This is a genomic window from Puniceibacterium antarcticum (assembly GCF_002760615.1).
GTDB classification, from domain to species: Bacteria; Pseudomonadota; Alphaproteobacteria; order Rhodobacterales; family Rhodobacteraceae; genus Puniceibacterium; species Puniceibacterium antarcticum.
Genome location: NZ_AWWI01000141.1, coordinates 18,564 through 34,223, shown reverse-complemented (window position 1 = coordinate 34,223; position 15,660 = coordinate 18,564). Strand labels below are relative to the sequence as shown.

Here is a 15,660-nt window from a genome sequence, read left to right as displayed (position 1 = left end):
TAGTGATCACATGCACGTTCAGTCTCGCATTGATCAACACCTTCGTCAGCTATTCCATGACCAACCATATCGTTACCCAGACCGCGGTCGAACGGCTGCAGGCCGAGGGCCGACTGTTCGCTGACAAGTTCCAATATGAGTTCTCGGCCATCCGCAGCGATGCCTTGGTCCTAAAGGAAGCTTCTATTCTCCAGAGAATTATCCGCTCCAGTCGCGCTTCGGATCGCATAATCCCCGCAAGTGGCGGAAAATTAGAAGACCTAAAGGCAGGACTGGCGGTAGCATTCGGCACCTTCTTGAGGGCGCGGCCACACTATACACAGCTTCGGCTCATTGGACTTCAGGACAATGGCCGTGAGCTCGTGCGGGTCGACAGTGACGCCAGCGGCATCCATGTCATTCCTGCAACGGACCTACAAGCAAAAGGTCAGGAACCCTACATACTTATTCTGGCAGACCTCGCTCCTGGGGCCTTCTATGTTTCCCCGATCACGTTGAACCGTGAAAACGGTGTGGTGGCAAAGCCCAATCTACCCACAATGCGACTGGTCCAGCCGCTTAAAGATGATAATGGCGAACTCTTCGGCGCGATCGTCATCAATGTCGATTACGAGGCGTTTCTGCGCAACGCGATGCCTGACAGCCCACCGTCGGTTCAGATCACCGCTCTCAACCAAAATGGCGACGCCCTTGTCTTCGGCCCCAATCAGGCTGCGCCGGAATTTGCCTTTCATCTCGACGAAACCTCTTTGGCACAGTCGCAAATCAAGGATTTCTCGGGCCTCACTTCCAGTGTGTCCGTCTCTCAAGGCACTGCGTCCATCCTGATCCCAGTATCGACAGGCAGCACCCATTCGCCATTTTCCTTCGGTGTCGTCGCAAGCTTGCCAACGGAAAAATTTCTCGCACCGGTCAGGCAAGTGGTTCGCGATACGACGATCTGGTCCATTATGTTCATCCTGATTTCGACCCTTGTCGCGGCACTTTTCGCGCGCCTTTTGACGACTCCTCTCCAGCGGCTCCGCGAAGAGATCCTCAATCCGACTGACAATCGCGCTCCGATCGAAGCGGTGCTTAGTTCACGGGATGAAGTTGGCGATTTGGCCAGGGCATTTCTGAACAGGAACAATGCCCTGATCGGAGAAGCGAACCAAGCACGTGCGATCCTGAGCAGCACAGCGGACGGTGTGCTTACCATGGATCACACAGGTCGGCTGCATTCGATCAATCCCTCCGGCATCCGCATGTTCGGACTGCACACACTCGACTTTGCTGGCTGGCATATCAGCAAGCTCATGCCAGACTGGCCAGATGCTAATATAGCCGAGAAAGGCGGAGATACAGGCGTTGTGGGGCAAGCGGGAAGTCACGAATTTTTGGCTCATCGCCAGGACGGGACAACCTTTCCAGTAGACGTGGCACTCAGCCACTTTCGAATAGGTGATGCAGCACATCTGGCTGCCATCGTGCGGGACATGACCGATCGTGAGGAACACCTCGCGGAGCTGAACACTCTGATCGGCGCGCTGAAACGCTCTAACTCGGAACTCGACAGTTTCGCCTATGTCGCATCCCATGACCTGAAAGCGCCGCTGCGGGTGATCGATAACGCATCGCTCTGGATCGAAGAGGACCTAAAACACAAGCTTGATCCGGATTCCCGCGAGAACCTCGCTCTTATCCGAAATCGAATCAACAGAATGGAACGGCTTCTTGACGATCTTCTGGAACATTCACGTATCGGCCGAAAGGGAAGCGAGGTGCAAATGGTCAGCGGCAGCGATCTTTTCGAAGAGGTGCGCGATCTTTTGCCCGTGACGTCAGGCATCATGATCGAAGTCGGCCCGGAATTTGACAAGATCGCAATGCCGGTGGTGCCGATGCGATCCATCCTGCAGAATCTTCTTGGCAACGCGATCAAGCACCATGATCGTGCAACGGGGCGCGTGATACTTGAAGTTCGCGTAAAATCCGAGGCGCTTTGCTTTACGGTCAGCGACGACGGTCCGGGCATACCGCCGAAATATCACGAAAAGGTATTTGGGCTATTCCAGACGCTGCGCCCCCGGGACGAAGTTGAAGGCAGCGGGATGGGGCTGGCGATGGTCAAGAAGAACGTCGAGGTCTTCGGAGGCACGCTTCACCTTATCTCGGACGGCGCACGGGGCACCACATTCGAATTCACAATTCCGAAATTCTGGCTGAAAGCGTCAACGCGAGAAGAGGCCGCATGAACATGCACACTCACCGTAAAAACAAACCGGTGTCTATTCTTCTGGTCGAAGATGATGATGGCGATGCGAAGGCCGTACAGCGCGCCTTTTCGGCTGCGCGGATCAACAACCCCATGATCCGCCTGACCAACGGTGCAAGGGCTCTCGAATATTTGCGTCAGGAAACCGAGGCTGTCCCTCCGCGTCGCTACATCCTGCTGGTCGACGTGAACATGCCACTTATGGATGGGCATGAACTGGTGGCGAAACTGCGTGAAACACCCGAATTGAAGCGCTCGATCGTGTTCATGCTGACCACATCAAGCGATAGGTGCGACATTGACACGGCCTATGATAATCAGGTGGCAGGCTATATCCTGAAACAGACCGCTGGGCGCGATTTCCTGAAGCTGATGGAAATGCTTGGCGGCTTTTGGCGTCTGGTTGAAGTGCCTGAAATCATTGCGAAATCTGGTCATATCTGATGCCGGACAGCTTTACTGGCTGGATCATCGACGACGATGCCGGAGATCGCAAGATCATCTCCCGCTATCTGGAACGGTCGAACCTGCCTTGTCGATTGAGCGAATTCCCCTCGCTGACACAGGCACTTGACGCGGTTCGTGACCGCGATCCAGAAATTGCCTTTCTGGATTACAACATGCCAGATATAGACGGCAACTCGGCAGTACGCAAACTGCTCGAAATCTGGCCCGACCTGGCAATTGTCGTGGTGACAGGCCAAGGTGATGAGAAGATCGCCGCCGGTGTGATCACTGCGGGGGCTACCGACTACATCCCGAAACGCGACCTGAATGCCAACGCCATCCGCAGAAGCGCCGAAAACGCGCTCAAGCTGGCGCGGCTCAGATCCCGGGTCAGAGCACAGCATCAAGAACTTGAGGCCTTTGCACATGTACTGGTGCACGACCTTGCCGCGCCGATACGTGGCGTCGATATGTTGGTGGACGTGATGCAGGAACATATTGTCGACCGGGATATGGAAGGCGTTTCAAACATAGCCCAAAAAATGCAAAATCAGGCACGGCGCATGTCCGCACTTCTGAAAAGCCTAAGGTCTTATGCCTTCATGGACCGTCCGCCCAGTTTCGAGCAAATGGATGCGGCAGATATCGTTGCGGATGTCACTGAAAATCTGGCCATCGAAATCACAGAGGCCGGTGCCCGCATTGAGATGGGGCAGCTTCCTAACCTCTATGGTGATCGCGCGCAACTGACTCAACTGTTTCAGAATATCATCGCCAACGGCGTCAAATTCTGCCGGGACCGCGCGCCTGTCGTCCGCGTGTCGGCCGCAGGGCAAACCGGCAACATGGTTCGAATCGTCATCTCAGATAATGGAATAGGCATCGCCGAATACGATCTTCCAAAGATGTTCGAACCATTCAAGCGTCTGAACCATCAGTCTGAATTTGCAGGTTCAGGGTTGGGGCTGGCTACCTGTGCGCGCATCGTAAAACGCCACCGTGGTATTATCCGCGTGGAGTCGACACCTGATGTGGGAACAGAGGTCCATCTTGAGCTTCCTGCTCTTGCCGCAGCCCTGCCGCAGCACTGAGCGCACTGCCTACGAAGGCTCCCAGCGCTGGAAACCCATGCCCATTGGTTCCCCGCCGCGGCAACTGCGCACATTTCGCGACTTGTCCTTCGCTCACCCGCTGCGAAGGTATAGGTAGCTTTTCGAGCGGCTCAGATATCGCCACCTGCCAGAAAGAGGAGAAAGCCATGCTTGATGGTTTCACCGCGGAAACACTCGCGCGCGTACAATTTGCGTTTACCGTTTCGTTCCACATCATCTTTCCGGCGTTCTCGATCGGACTGGCCAGTTTCCTCGCAGTCCTGAATGCCCAATGGCTGCGAACCGGGGATGTGACCTATCTGCACTTGTTCGACTACTGGAAAAAGATCTTTGCAGTGGCCTTTGGCATGGGGGTCGTGTCCGGGATCGTCATGTCCTACCAGTTCGGCACGAACTGGAGCGTTTACGCAGACAAGACCGGCCCGGTGCTTGGCCCCTTGATGGCCTACGAAGTCTTGTCGGCCTTTTTCCTTGAGGCCGGTTTCCTCGGCATCATGCTCTTTGGCCGTGAAAAGGTCGGCAACGGGCTGCATATGTTTGCCACTGGCATGGTCGCATTTGGCACGCTGATGTCTGCGACCTGGATCCTGTCGGTGAACTCTTGGATGCAGACGCCTGCGGGATATGGAATGAACGACGTTGGTCAATTCGTGCCAGAGGATTGGTGGGCGGTGATCTTCAACCCCTCCTTCCCCTACCGGCTGACGCATATGGTATTGGCGGCCTACCTGACCACCGCCTTTGTGGTGGCCGGGGTTGCCGGCTGGCATCTGCTCAAGGACAAGGCGCAGGCCGAAACCCGGCGCATGTTCTCAATGGCGATGTGGATGGCGGTGATCGTCACGCCAATCCAGATCATTGCCGGTGACATGCACGGGCTGAACACGCTCGAACACCAGCCGGTCAAGATCATGGCGATGGAGGGCCATTACCAAAGCCATCCAGACGGCGCTCCACTGATCCTGTTCGGCATTCCGAACCCCGAAGAAAAGCGGATCGACTACGCGATCCAGATCCCCAAACTGTCTAGTCTGATCCTCAAACACGACCTGAACGCACCGCTGGATGGTCTGGACACCATCCCCGACGAGGACGAGCCACCCGTGGCAATCGTTTTCTGGAGCTTTCGGGTGATGATCGCCATTGGCTTTGCAATGCTTGGCATCGGCATATGGAGCCTTTTGCGGCGGTTCAAGGGGCAGCTCTACGAGGACAAGTGGCTGCACCGTGCCGCGCTGATCATGGGGCCTATGGGTTTTGTTGCCGTTCTGGCCGGATGGATCACGACAGAGGTCGGGCGCCAGCCCTTTACGGTATACGGGCTTCTGCGCACCTCTGACAGTCTGGCGCCCATAGCAGCACCGGCTGTGGCAGCTTCGCTGATCGCCTTCATCGTGGTCTACTTCTTCGTCTTCGGCGCAGGCACCTATTACATCCTGCGCATGATGGGCAAAACGCCCGGGACTGCACGTCTGGGCCTGAACGATGCGCCGATCCGTGCCGCTGGGGTAACCCCGGCCCAGCAGACCCCCAACCGGACACGTCCGGCAGAATAGGAGAGCGACATGGTCATTGATTATGCATTCATCTGGGCCGGGATCATCGCATTTGCGGTTCTGGTCTACGTGATTCTGGACGGGTTCGACCTGGGTGTCGGAATCCTGTTCCCTTTTGGGCGGTCCGAGCAGGAGCGCGACGTGATGATGAACTCCGTCGCGCCGATCTGGGATGGGAACGAGACTTGGCTGGTGCTGGGGGGCGGCGGGCTTTTTGCCGTCTTCCCGCTCGCCTATGCGGTGGTGATGCCGGCGCTTTACATGCCGATCATCCTGATGCTGCTGGCGCTGGTTTTCCGGGGTGTCGCCTTTGAATATCGTTGGCGGACAAAACGGTGGAAACCGGTCTGGGACTTCGCGTTCTTCGGCGGCTCGACCATGGCCGCCTTTATGCAGGGCATTGCTCTGGGCGCGCTGGTGCAGGGGATCGAAGTGGCGGACCGCGCCTATGCCGGTGGTTGGTGGGACTGGCTCACGCCGTTTTCGATCCTGACCGGTCTGGCCGTTGTGATCGGCTACGCTCTGCTGGGCGCGACATGGCTCAACATGAAGCTTGAGGGGCCGGTTCAGGCACATATGCGCAGCTTTGCCAGTCCCTTGGCAATAGCCACTCTGGCAGCAATTGGCCTGGTCAGCATCCTCACGCCATTTCAGGACCCGGTTTATTTCCATCGCTGGTTTAACCTGCCCGGCAGCGCCTTCAGTGTGGTCATGCCCGTGCTTTTGGCGCTGACCACCTACAAGCTGTTCACCGGGTTGCGCGATCATCATGATATCGCGCCGTTTATGGCGTCTCTGGCGCTTTTCGGGATCAGCTTTATCGGCATCGGGATCAGCTTTTATCCCCACATGGTGCCGCCCGACATGACGATCTGGCAGGCTGCGGCGCCTGAAAGCAGCCTGAAGTTCACGCTCGTAGGAGCTGTTGTTCTTGTGCCGCTGATCCTGGGCTATACTGCCTATGCCTATTGGGTGTTTCGCGGAAAGATCGATCCGGAGAAGGGCTATCATTGATGGCACAGAAACGGATTGGCAGGCGGCTGGTGTGGTTCGCCGCCATCTGGATTGCCAGCGTTCTGGCGCTGGGGCTCGTCGCCTATGGCATAAAACTGTTTATCGGCTGAAAATCACAGGATCAGCGATCTATAATGATCGCTGATCGCCCCGGCGGTGGTGAACCAGACCCGGCCATCCGCGCGCTCTTTCAGAGTACTCAGTGCACGATCCAGGTGTTTTATTCTGTGCGGATGCCCCATCAGATAGGCGTGCAGGGCAATTCCCATAACAAGGGGGCGCTGCGCGCTCTCCGCTAACATCACGTCAAAGGCGTCGATGATCATATCGGCAAAATCGGCACCCTCTCGTTTGCGTCCCACGATCTGGGGAATGTCATTCAGCTCTTGAGGATAGGGCACCGACAGGATGCGCCCACCCCGGGTCTGCATCCAGACCGGCTGATCGTCATGGCACCAGTCCAGCAGATACTCATACCCAGCCTCGTCCAGCAGATCAGGCGTCACTCGACTTTGTGAAATCCACGGCCCCAGCCATCCCTTGGGGGCGCACCGCTCTTCCAAAGTAATGCGCGCAGTGGCCTCCTCGATTAGTGCGGCTTCTGCCACCTCGTCCAGAATGCCCTGACGTTCCGAATTGGTGCGGCCATGGCCAGAAATCTCATCGCCACGCGTGCGAAACGCTTCGACCACACCCGGCGCGGCATCATACATCGCGCTGTTGGTCAGCGCCGTGCAGGGCAGGTCCAGCTTGTCGAACAGATCCAGCATGCGCCAAACCCCCACACGGTTGCCGTAATCACGCCAAGCGTAATTCAGCACATCCGGTTGCGGCCCCCCCGGTGCCAGTTCCGCCCCCAGCCCAGTGCCAAAATCGAAACACTCCAAGTTCATGCCAAGATAAACCGCAAGACGCGCCCCACCCGGCCAGTCGAAATCGGGACGCTGTGTGATCGCACTAAAGGGATAGCGGCCGTGGCCAATCAGGGGCATGTAAACTCTCCTTTGCCGCCTTTAGGCCATGCGGCCGCGAGGGGCACAAGTATCAGCGCGGCTTTACTGCGCTGCCATCCGCAGACTTGCGATCAACTGATGAAACCTTTCGCCCTGCACGGCCACATGCGAGCGCAGCGTGTCAGCTGCCAGCACGGCATTGCCATCCCGCAAAGCCATCACAACCGTTTCATGTTCAGCCATGGACTGCGCCATGCGTCCGCGCCAGCGCAGCTGAACCCGGCGAAACGCGCTGAGCCGCCGGTTCAGGCGCAGCGCCTCATGTTCAAGAAAACTGTTGCCGGTCTCGTGATAAATCACCTGGTGGAACTGCTGGTTCCCGCGGTAATAGCCATCCACATCGCCAGCCGTCACAGCCGCCTGACAGCGGGCATTGGTCTGCTCCAGCGTTCCCAAAGCGGTATCAGAGATGCGCAGAGCCGCCAGCCGCCCGCAGGCGGCCTCGATCTCTGCCATTGTCTCGAACATCTCCATCAGATCCATCGGCCCCGGCTGGCGGATAAACACGCCGCGACGGGGCAATTGCTCTGCCAGTCCTGACACCACAAGCCGTTGCAACGCCTCGCGAATCGGGGTGCGTGATACGCCAAACCGGGCGGCCAGCGTGATCTCGTCCAACCGGTCGCCATCCTTGAATTCACCAGTGAAAACCAGCTCCTCCAAGGCATCTGCAATCTCATTCGGCCGAATTTTTTCCATGAGCGAGAGGGTACTTGGGCAGGTCTTTGTCGGCAAGATGCTATTTCTTGTATACAAGATTGTTGACTCTGTGTGCGTCCTCCCCCACGCTTCTCCCACAAAGTCTGACCGGGGAGGGTCGGACGTGTTGGGAGGAACACATGAAACATTTTCTGAAGGCAACCGTCGCCGCGCTGACGCTCGCGGCACTTGGCAGCACTGCGCAGGCCACAGAACTGCGCCTGTCGCATCAGTGGTCGGGCAATGACGTACGCAACAAGATCGCTGAGATGGTGGCGGAGGATGTCGCCGCCGCCAATGTCGATCTCACGATCAGGGTGTTCGGTTCGCAGTCGCTTTTCAAAGCGCGCGAACAATATACTCCGCTATCGCGCGGCCAGCTCGACATGACTGTGCTGCCGCTGTCCTATGCTGGCGGACAGCAACCCGCCTACAACCTCACGCTGATGCCGGGACTGGTCAAAAACCTCGAACACGGCGACCGGCTGTCACATTCGCCGTTCATGGCCAAGCTCGAAGACATCATGGCTGATGATGACGTGATGGTGCTTGTGCATGGCTATCTTGCCGGCGGTTTCGGTTCCAACAAGGGCTGCATCACAAAACCCGAAGATGTGAAGGGCGTCAGCATCCGCGCTGCGGGAAAGTCCTTTGAAGAGATGCTGGCCGGTGCCGGTGCCTCGATTTCCTCTATGGCCTCATCAGAGATTTACCCTGCGCTGCAGACCGGTGTTCTCGACGCGACCAACACATCGTCCGAAAGCTTTGTAAGCTACCGTCTTTACGAACAGCTCGAATGCTACACCCCGGCGGGCGATACCGCGCTGTGGTTCATGTACCAGCCGATGCTGATCAACAAGACGACTTTTGAAAGCCTGACGCCCGAACAGCAGACTGCCCTGACAGATGCTGCTGACAAGGCCGAAGCTTTCTACCTAGAAGAAGGCAAGAAGGGCGATGAGGTCGCGCGTCAGACCTTTGCCGATGCTGGGGTCAAGATAGCGGACATGACGCCGGAAGATTTCGACAAATGGCTTGAACTGGCCAAGACCACGGCCTTTCCGATCTTCGTAAGTGAAACGCCCAATGGTCAGGAACTGCTCGACATGGCGCTTGCCGTAGAGTGATCCAGAATGCGCCCGCCCCAGCCGCAGTGCTCGAGCGGGCGCTCCTTTTCCTGACAGGAGCCACTCCTCATGACCGATCCCGCCCTTTCCGACGCAGACCCGATCCTTGTGCGGATGATCCGCAGTGTCTCTGAACTCTGCGGTGTGATTGCCGCCCTGATGATCCTCGCCTCCGTCTTCATCACCTGCCAGATGATCTTTGTGCGGCTGATCCTGAAGTCTTCGACCTTCTGGCAGACCGAGGCAGTGATCTACCTTGTCATCGCCGCGACGCTGCTGGGCTTGTGTTACGTACAGCGCCTGCGCGGGCATGTGGGCGTCGACCTTGTCCCTGGCCTTATGCCAGCCGGAGCACGCCGGATTCTGGCGCTTTTCGTGCTGGCCCTGACATTGTTGATGGCGGGTGTGATGATCTACTACGGCTTTGACACGTTCCACCTTGCATGGTCACGCAACTGGAAATCGGAAAGCGTCTGGGCCTTCCCGCTCTGGATTCCCTACATGACGGTGCCACTCGGATTTGCGCTGTTCTTCCTTCAGCTCTCGGCTGACCTCTACATGACCGTGATCGGGCGGGATAATCCGCTTGCCGCCTCAATGGTGCCGGATGTCCTGCCGCAGAAAGGGGATAGCTGATGGATCCGCTAACGCTTGCCCTACTTGTCGGCATCATCACAATCGTCGTGCTGTTTTCCGGCATCTCCGTCGCCTCGGGCCTGCTCATCGTCGCCACCGGTTTTTTGCTGGTCTTTGACGGGGTGCGCTCGCTGGCCTCCTTGCCTGACCTGTTCTTTGCTGAGCTCAACAGCTTTGCCCTTCTGTCGATCCCGATGTTCATCATCATGGGGGCGAGCATCGCTTCGACCCGCGCTGGTGCTGACCTTTATGAGGCGCTCGAACGCTGGTTGACACGCGTGCCAGGTGGCCTCGTCATCTCCAACCTCGGCGCCTGCGCCCTGTTCGCCGCCATGTCCGGCTCATCCCCCGCCACCTGCGCCGCCATCGGCAAGATGGGCATCCCCGAGATGCGCAAGCGCGGGTACCCGGACGGAGTTGCAGCCGGGTCCATCGCAGCGGGTGGAACGCTGGGAATTCTCATCCCACCCTCGGTCACGATGATCGTCTATGGCATCGCCACTGAATCCTCGATCGGGCGGCTGTTCCTTGCGGGAGTTTTTCCCGGGATCATGCTGGTCGCACTGTTCATGGCCTGGTCAATATATGCGACCTGGCGGTCAGGCGACGCGCGGGTCCTCAGCTCGACCAACTACACTTGGAAGCAGAAGTTCGAGATTCTGCCAAAAGTTTTACCCTTCCTCGCCATCATCCTGGGTGTCCTCTATGCGATGTACGGCGGCATCGCGACACCGTCTGAAACAGCCGCCGTCGGCGCGCTGCTCTGCATCGTCATCGCTGTGCTGATCTACCGATTGTGGCATCCGCGCGACCTCTGGGTGATACTGCGCGACTCAACGCGTGAATCAGTCATGATCCTGTTCATCATCGCGGCAGCGGGTGTGTTTTCCTACATGCTCTCCAGCCTGTTCATCACACAGAGCATTGCCGAATGGATCGGCACGTTAGATGTTAACCGCTGGGTGCTGATGGCGATGATCAATGTCTTCCTGCTGGTGGCGGGGTTCTTTCTGCCCCCCGTGGCCGTCATTCTCATGGCCGCGCCCATATTACTGCCGATCATCACCGTCGCCGGGTTTGACCCGATCTGGTTCGCAGTGATCCTGACCATCAACATGGAAATCGGCTTGATCTCGCCCCCGGTCGGGCTCAACCTCTACGTCATCAACGGCATTGCGCCGGATATCTCGCTCAAGACCATTCTGCTGGGCTCTTTGCCCTACGTCGCCTGCATGGTGCTGGCCATCGTGCTGCTCTGCCTCTTTCCGGGTATCGCCACATGGCTCCCGGACCAAGTCATGGGACAAGGACTATGAGCCTTTTTGCCGATCTTCTGTCTACCGTGTTTGACCGCCGATACCGGGGTGCGTCCGAACCCGACCGCAAAGGTCGCACGATCGAGGAGCTGTGCGCCGACCTCATCAGCAATTCCGGAGAGGTCTCCGGCATGGTGCTGGCAAGGCTCATCCTCGACCGCTATGCCGCGATGGAATGGGAGGAGAGACGCGCCTTTTTCTCCTACCTCACCAACTCGCAGGGCATAAATACAACTTCCATGCGCACAGCTTTGGACACATACGAAGCCCATCAGGACAAAAGTAGTTACAAAGCCCTCATGGATCTTGTCGAACCACCCCGGCAGGAACTGGCGCGCCGTCTAAATCAGGTGCCGGGGGCTACTGGGCAGCTGGTCGACATGCGCGCAGATCTGCTGCACATGGCGCGGGAGAACCCGGAATTTGCCATGCTGGATCTGGACCTGCGGCACCTGTTCGCGTCGTGGTTCAACCGCGGTTTTCTGGTGCTGCGCCCGATCAACTGGGAAAGCCCGGCAGAGATTCTGGAAAAGATCATCGTTTACGAAGCGGTCCATGCGATCCACAGCTGGGACGATCTGCGCCGACGCCTGCAACCCACCGACCGGCGCTGTTTTGCGTTTTTCCATCCGGCCATGCCAAATGAACCGCTGATCTTTGTTGAGGTTGCGCTGACCAAAGGCATCCCAGATTCCATACAGGGCCTTCTGGCCGACGGACGCGCACCACTCGAGGCACGCAATGCCGACACGGCGGTGTTCTATTCCATTTCAAACTGTCAGTCTGGCCTTGCCGGCATCTCCTTCGGAAATTCCCTGATCAAACAGGTGGTCGCGGATCTGAGCCGCGAACTGCCGGGGCTGAAGACCTTTGTCACTCTGTCACCGATCCCCGGCCTGACACGCTGGCTGGAAAAGCAGGGCCGCCCCCTGCCTGATGACCCGACGGCCCAGCGCCAGATCACTGCGCACTACCTGACGCTGGCCAAACGCCCCGATGGTGGCCCGGTGGACCCTGTGGCCCGCTTTCATCTGGGCAATGGCGCGCAGGTGCATGCGGTGCATGCCAGTGCCGACACCTCGTCCAACGGGATCGACCAGTCGGGTGGCGTGATGGTGAACTATCTTTACGACCTCGCCCAGATCACGCAGAACCACGAAAAATTTGCCACCGTCGGCACAATCGCCGCCTCGTCCGAGGTGCGCGCGCTTGCCAGTGCAGTGACGTTACAGAACGCATGAAGGACACACCCATGGCCAACCCACTTTATGACACACTCTTTGGCCGTCATGCCGGGCGCGACACGGTCTTTCTACACCTGCCCAACGGCGGCAGCCTGACGCACGAGAACTTTCTGAAGCTGTCAGCCCGGATCGCCAGTGTGCTGACGGATCTGGGCCTTGTCCCCGGTGACCGCCTTGCCGCGCAAATCGAAAAATCACCCGAGGCTCTGGCCGTCTATGCCGCTTGCGTGCGGGCCGGGGTGGTGTTTTTGCCGCTGAACACAGGTTACATGGGCGAGGAAATCCGCTATTTTGTAGAGAACTCTGGCGCGAAACTGCTGATTTGCGATGCGTCCAAAGCCACAGCCCTTGGCACGGTGGCACAGGGTTGCGGCGCGCAGATGGAAACCCTGAATGCCGACGGCACTGGCTCGCTAATGGACCGGGCTGCGGGCCAGCCTGACAGCTTTGCGACAGTAGAGCGCGACGCCGAAGACCTTGCCGCATTCCTTTACACCTCAGGCACCACGGGCCGTTCCAAGGGGGCAATGCTGACCCAGTCAAACTTACTGAGCAATGCGCAGACGCTGGCCGACTACTGGCGTTTCACGGCAGATGACGTGCTGCTGCATGCGCTGCCGATCTTTCACACCCACGGCCTTTTCGTTGCGACCAATATCTCGCTGATTGCGGGCGGGTCGATGATCTTTCTGCCGAAATTCGACCTCGACCAGATGATCGCGCTGCTGCCAAGGGCGACGGCGATGATGGGTGTACCGACCTTTTACACCCGCCTGCTGAGTGATCCGCGCTTTGATCGTGATCTCGCCCAGCACATGCGCCTGTTCATCTCTGGCTCTGCACCGCTGCTGTCTGAAACCCACGTTCAGTTTGAAGGCCGCACCGGCCACCGCATCCTTGAACGCTATGGCATGACCGAAACCAACATGAACACATCGAACCCTTATGAGGGCGAACGCCGCGCGGGCACTGTCGGTTTTCCCCTGCCGGGGGTCGAGCTCAGGATCACCGATCCTGCTACGGGCATGACCCTGACCCAAGGTGAAATCGGCCAGATTGAAGTGCGCGGGCCGAATGTGTTCAAGGGCTACTGGCAGATGCCGGAAAAGACCGCCGAAGAGCTGCGCGCCGACGGTTTCTTCATCACAGGGGATCTGGGGCAGATCGACGCTGACGGCTATGTCAGCATCGTCGGGCGCAACAAGGATCTGATCATTTCGGGCGGTTACAACATCTACCCCAAAGAGATAGAGATGCTGCTGGATGATCAACCCGGCGTTCTGGAATCCGCAGTGATCGGCGTGCCGCATCCGGATTTCGGTGAAACCGTGGTTGGCGTTCTGGTGCCGTCTCCCGGCAGCGAACCTGACCTAGACGCCATCACGGCGCAGATCATGGAATCTCTGGCCCGGTTCAAACATCCGCGCAAACTGGTAATTCTGCACGAACTGCCGCGCAACACGATGGGCAAGGTGCAGAAAAAAGAACTGCGCGACCGGTTTGGCGCTCTGTTCACTCTTGCCTGAGGCTGGGGCCGGAACCGATGCAGCAGGCGCCGATAAGCGCCTGCCCGACACCCAGTCTGAATCTCAGCGATACACCATATCCACAGTGTCGAATGCGCCCTGCGCATAATCTTGCTGAAACATCGCGTGGTCCTGTTTCAGCCGGTCCGCCGCTTCGATGGTAAAGCGCACAATGTCGCCAATGAACAACTTGCGCGGGCTGGCGGCGGCGACAATCGACGGCTCGACATCATAATCTACCTTGCCCAGATCGTCGGACAGCGCATGTGCCTGCGCAAGGGCCGCGCCGCAGACATGGGCGTATTCCTTCCAAGTCTTATAGCTCAGATCCTCAAGATCAATATCATCGCGAAACGGCGCACGCTCTCGACTCATGTAGCTTTCGCCATCAATCTCGACCGCGCCATAAAAGATATCCCCATGCGCCAGCTGAACTTTCTGGCCATGTGCGATACGGTCGGCCTTGTCGCCAGCGTCGAAATCCGACGGGGGGGTAAGCCCCTGCAACGCCGACTGCCGCGCGCGCTTGAACTCGATGATCAGATCGTCGGTGGCATCCTTGGATGGCCCCTCGATCAGCACATAATACCGCGGCAAGCCCAGCGATGCCGTGCCCTGACCATGGCGCACGCAGACATCCTTGACCCGCAACTCTCCGGCACGATCGGGCGTTTCGAACCCTTTGCCTTTGGCCAGATCATTTATCGCCTTTTGAAATTTTGCAACCTCACTCGACAGCGGCTGAAGTTCATCATCCGCTCGAAACCCCCGCCCCGAGGGTTTAAGGTAATCCTCCCACAGCCATTCGTGCCGCTCTTCCCAGGCCTGCTGGAACAGCCGCTGGATCACTTTCGGGGAATTGTCGGGGCGATAACTGTCGTTCTTTTCCGTCGCGCGGTCGGCATATTGCTGCATCGCTTCCAGATAGCCCTGCACGAAACACTTCACGACCTTGCGGCGCTTCTTTCGCTTCATCCCGCCAACTTCGCGCGCGGCAATCCAGAAACCGACAGCGCCGCGTTTGATATCCCAGGTGAAGGGCGCATAGATGGTTTCGTCAAAGTCATTGACACCAAAGATCGGCGCGCCGTTCTTGTCCGGCATCACGCCGAAATTCTCGGGGTGCACGTCGCCCAACGCCATCACCGTCGGCATATGACCATCCTGTCCCACCATATCGCGGTAGAACAGCAGCGCAGTTCCACGGAAAAATTTGAACAGGTTGTCCGACAGCTTCAGAAACTTCTGCTGAGCGCCAAAAGCGCGCTGCTCGATGCGCGAAGCATGGTCCTCACGCAGGGTTGATCGCACGTGCAGCCGCCGGTCCTGCCCACTCATCATGCTGGGCGGGACGACGCACTCTCCCGCGTTGATGCGGACGGCCAGATGGGCAAAGGCCTCGACCCGGCCTTCCGCTTTGTGCGACGGATCCACCTCGGCCTTGACCGTCTCGGTCCTTTGGTGGAGCGTCTTGCGACGCGTCTTTTTCTGGGTCATTTGGGCCACCGATCCTTTACTTTTAATGCTGCAACAGAACGCTGTCTTGCCGGGAATGTTCCTGTCGAGTTCCCCGCCGCGACCATGGTCCAGCTAGAAACGACTGGCTTTTTTGGCGTTTCTACGCGCTTTCTCGGACGCACCCGCAAAAATGTGTTCCGCTACCAGTAGCAGACCCGCCCCGATAGCATTAAGCTTTCTTCAAAGACGGGTGAGCAG

The 15,660-nt window shown here is 58.1% G+C and carries 14 protein-coding genes; 11 read left to right on the top strand and 3 right to left on the bottom strand.

Translation table 11 applies throughout. From position 1 onward, the window contains the following. Window positions 1-56 precede the first annotated feature (56 nt). From P775_RS20755 to P775_RS20730, 6 genes are all read left to right on the top strand, one after another. Window positions 57-2,234, top strand: a complete 2,178-nt coding sequence (locus P775_RS20755) for a sensor histidine kinase (RefSeq protein WP_180287519.1) — start codon at window positions 57-59, stop codon at window positions 2,232-2,234. Beyond that, entirely contained in the window at window positions 2,231-2,698 is a 468-nt protein-coding gene (locus tag P775_RS20750) for a response regulator (RefSeq protein WP_099912780.1), read from the top strand. The genes P775_RS20755 and P775_RS20750 overlap by 4 nt, the downstream gene beginning before the upstream one ends. Continuing rightward, on the top strand, window positions 2,698-3,792 hold the full coding sequence (locus P775_RS20745) for a sensor histidine kinase (RefSeq protein ID WP_099912779.1): 1,095 nt from the start codon (window positions 2,698-2,700) through the stop codon (window positions 3,790-3,792). The genes P775_RS20750 and P775_RS20745 overlap by 1 nt, the downstream gene beginning before the upstream one ends. A 167-nt stretch (window positions 3,793-3,959) precedes the next feature. Further along, on the top strand, window positions 3,960-5,369 hold the full coding sequence (locus P775_RS20740) for a cytochrome ubiquinol oxidase subunit I (protein WP_099912778.1): 1,410 nt from the start codon (window positions 3,960-3,962) through the stop codon (window positions 5,367-5,369). Between the two features lie 9 nt (window positions 5,370-5,378). Next, on the top strand, window positions 5,379-6,383 hold the full coding sequence (cydB, locus tag P775_RS20735) for a cytochrome d ubiquinol oxidase subunit II (protein WP_099912777.1): 1,005 nt from the start codon (window positions 5,379-5,381) through the stop codon (window positions 6,381-6,383). Further along, window positions 6,383-6,493: a DUF2474 family protein gene (locus tag P775_RS20730; protein WP_099912776.1), complete on the top strand. Its 111-nt coding sequence runs from the start codon at window positions 6,383-6,385 to the stop codon at window positions 6,491-6,493. The genes cydB and P775_RS20730 overlap by 1 nt, the downstream gene beginning before the upstream one ends. A gap of 3 nt (window positions 6,494-6,496) precedes the next feature. Here the strand turns inward: P775_RS20730 and P775_RS20725 are convergent, their stop codons facing one another. Next, the gene (locus P775_RS20725) at window positions 6,497-7,375 is read right to left on the bottom strand and encodes a polysaccharide deacetylase family protein (protein WP_099912775.1); all 879 of its coding nucleotides are present in this window, start codon (window positions 7,373-7,375) and stop codon (window positions 6,497-6,499) included. Between the two features lie 63 nt (window positions 7,376-7,438). Further along, window positions 7,439-8,095, bottom strand: a complete 657-nt coding sequence (locus P775_RS20720; RefSeq protein ID WP_099912774.1) for a GntR family transcriptional regulator — start codon at window positions 8,093-8,095, stop codon at window positions 7,439-7,441. Between the two features lie 140 nt (window positions 8,096-8,235). On the opposite strand from P775_RS20720, the gene dctP reads away from it, so the two are divergent. The 5 genes from dctP to P775_RS20695 all read left to right on the top strand — a co-directional run bounded on the left by dctP (window position 8,236) and on the right by P775_RS20695 (window position 13,944). Beyond that, entirely contained in the window at window positions 8,236-9,222 is a 987-nt protein-coding gene (gene dctP / locus P775_RS20715) for a TRAP transporter substrate-binding protein DctP (RefSeq protein ID WP_099912773.1), read from the top strand. A gap of 69 nt (window positions 9,223-9,291) precedes the next feature. Next, window positions 9,292-9,858: a TRAP transporter small permease gene (locus P775_RS20710; protein ID WP_099912772.1), complete on the top strand. Its 567-nt coding sequence runs from the start codon at window positions 9,292-9,294 to the stop codon at window positions 9,856-9,858. Beyond that, window positions 9,858-11,174, top strand: coding sequence for a TRAP transporter large permease (locus P775_RS20705; protein ID WP_099912771.1), 1,317 nt, complete (start codon window positions 9,858-9,860; stop codon window positions 11,172-11,174). The genes P775_RS20710 and P775_RS20705 overlap by 1 nt, the downstream gene beginning before the upstream one ends. Further along, window positions 11,171-12,415 (top strand): malonyl-CoA decarboxylase, encoded by a 1,245-nt coding sequence (locus P775_RS20700; protein WP_099912770.1) that lies wholly within the window; start codon window positions 11,171-11,173, stop codon window positions 12,413-12,415. The genes P775_RS20705 and P775_RS20700 overlap by 4 nt, the downstream gene beginning before the upstream one ends. Before the next feature lie 11 nt (window positions 12,416-12,426). Continuing rightward, window positions 12,427-13,944, top strand: a complete 1,518-nt coding sequence (locus tag P775_RS20695; RefSeq protein WP_099912769.1) for a malonate--CoA ligase — start codon at window positions 12,427-12,429, stop codon at window positions 13,942-13,944. Window positions 13,945-14,007: 63 nt separating this feature from the next. Here the strand turns inward: P775_RS20695 and P775_RS20690 are convergent, their stop codons facing one another. After that, window positions 14,008-15,441: a DUF2252 domain-containing protein gene (locus tag P775_RS20690; protein ID WP_099912768.1), complete on the bottom strand. Its 1,434-nt coding sequence runs from the start codon at window positions 15,439-15,441 to the stop codon at window positions 14,008-14,010. Window positions 15,442-15,660: the final 219 nt, after the last annotated feature.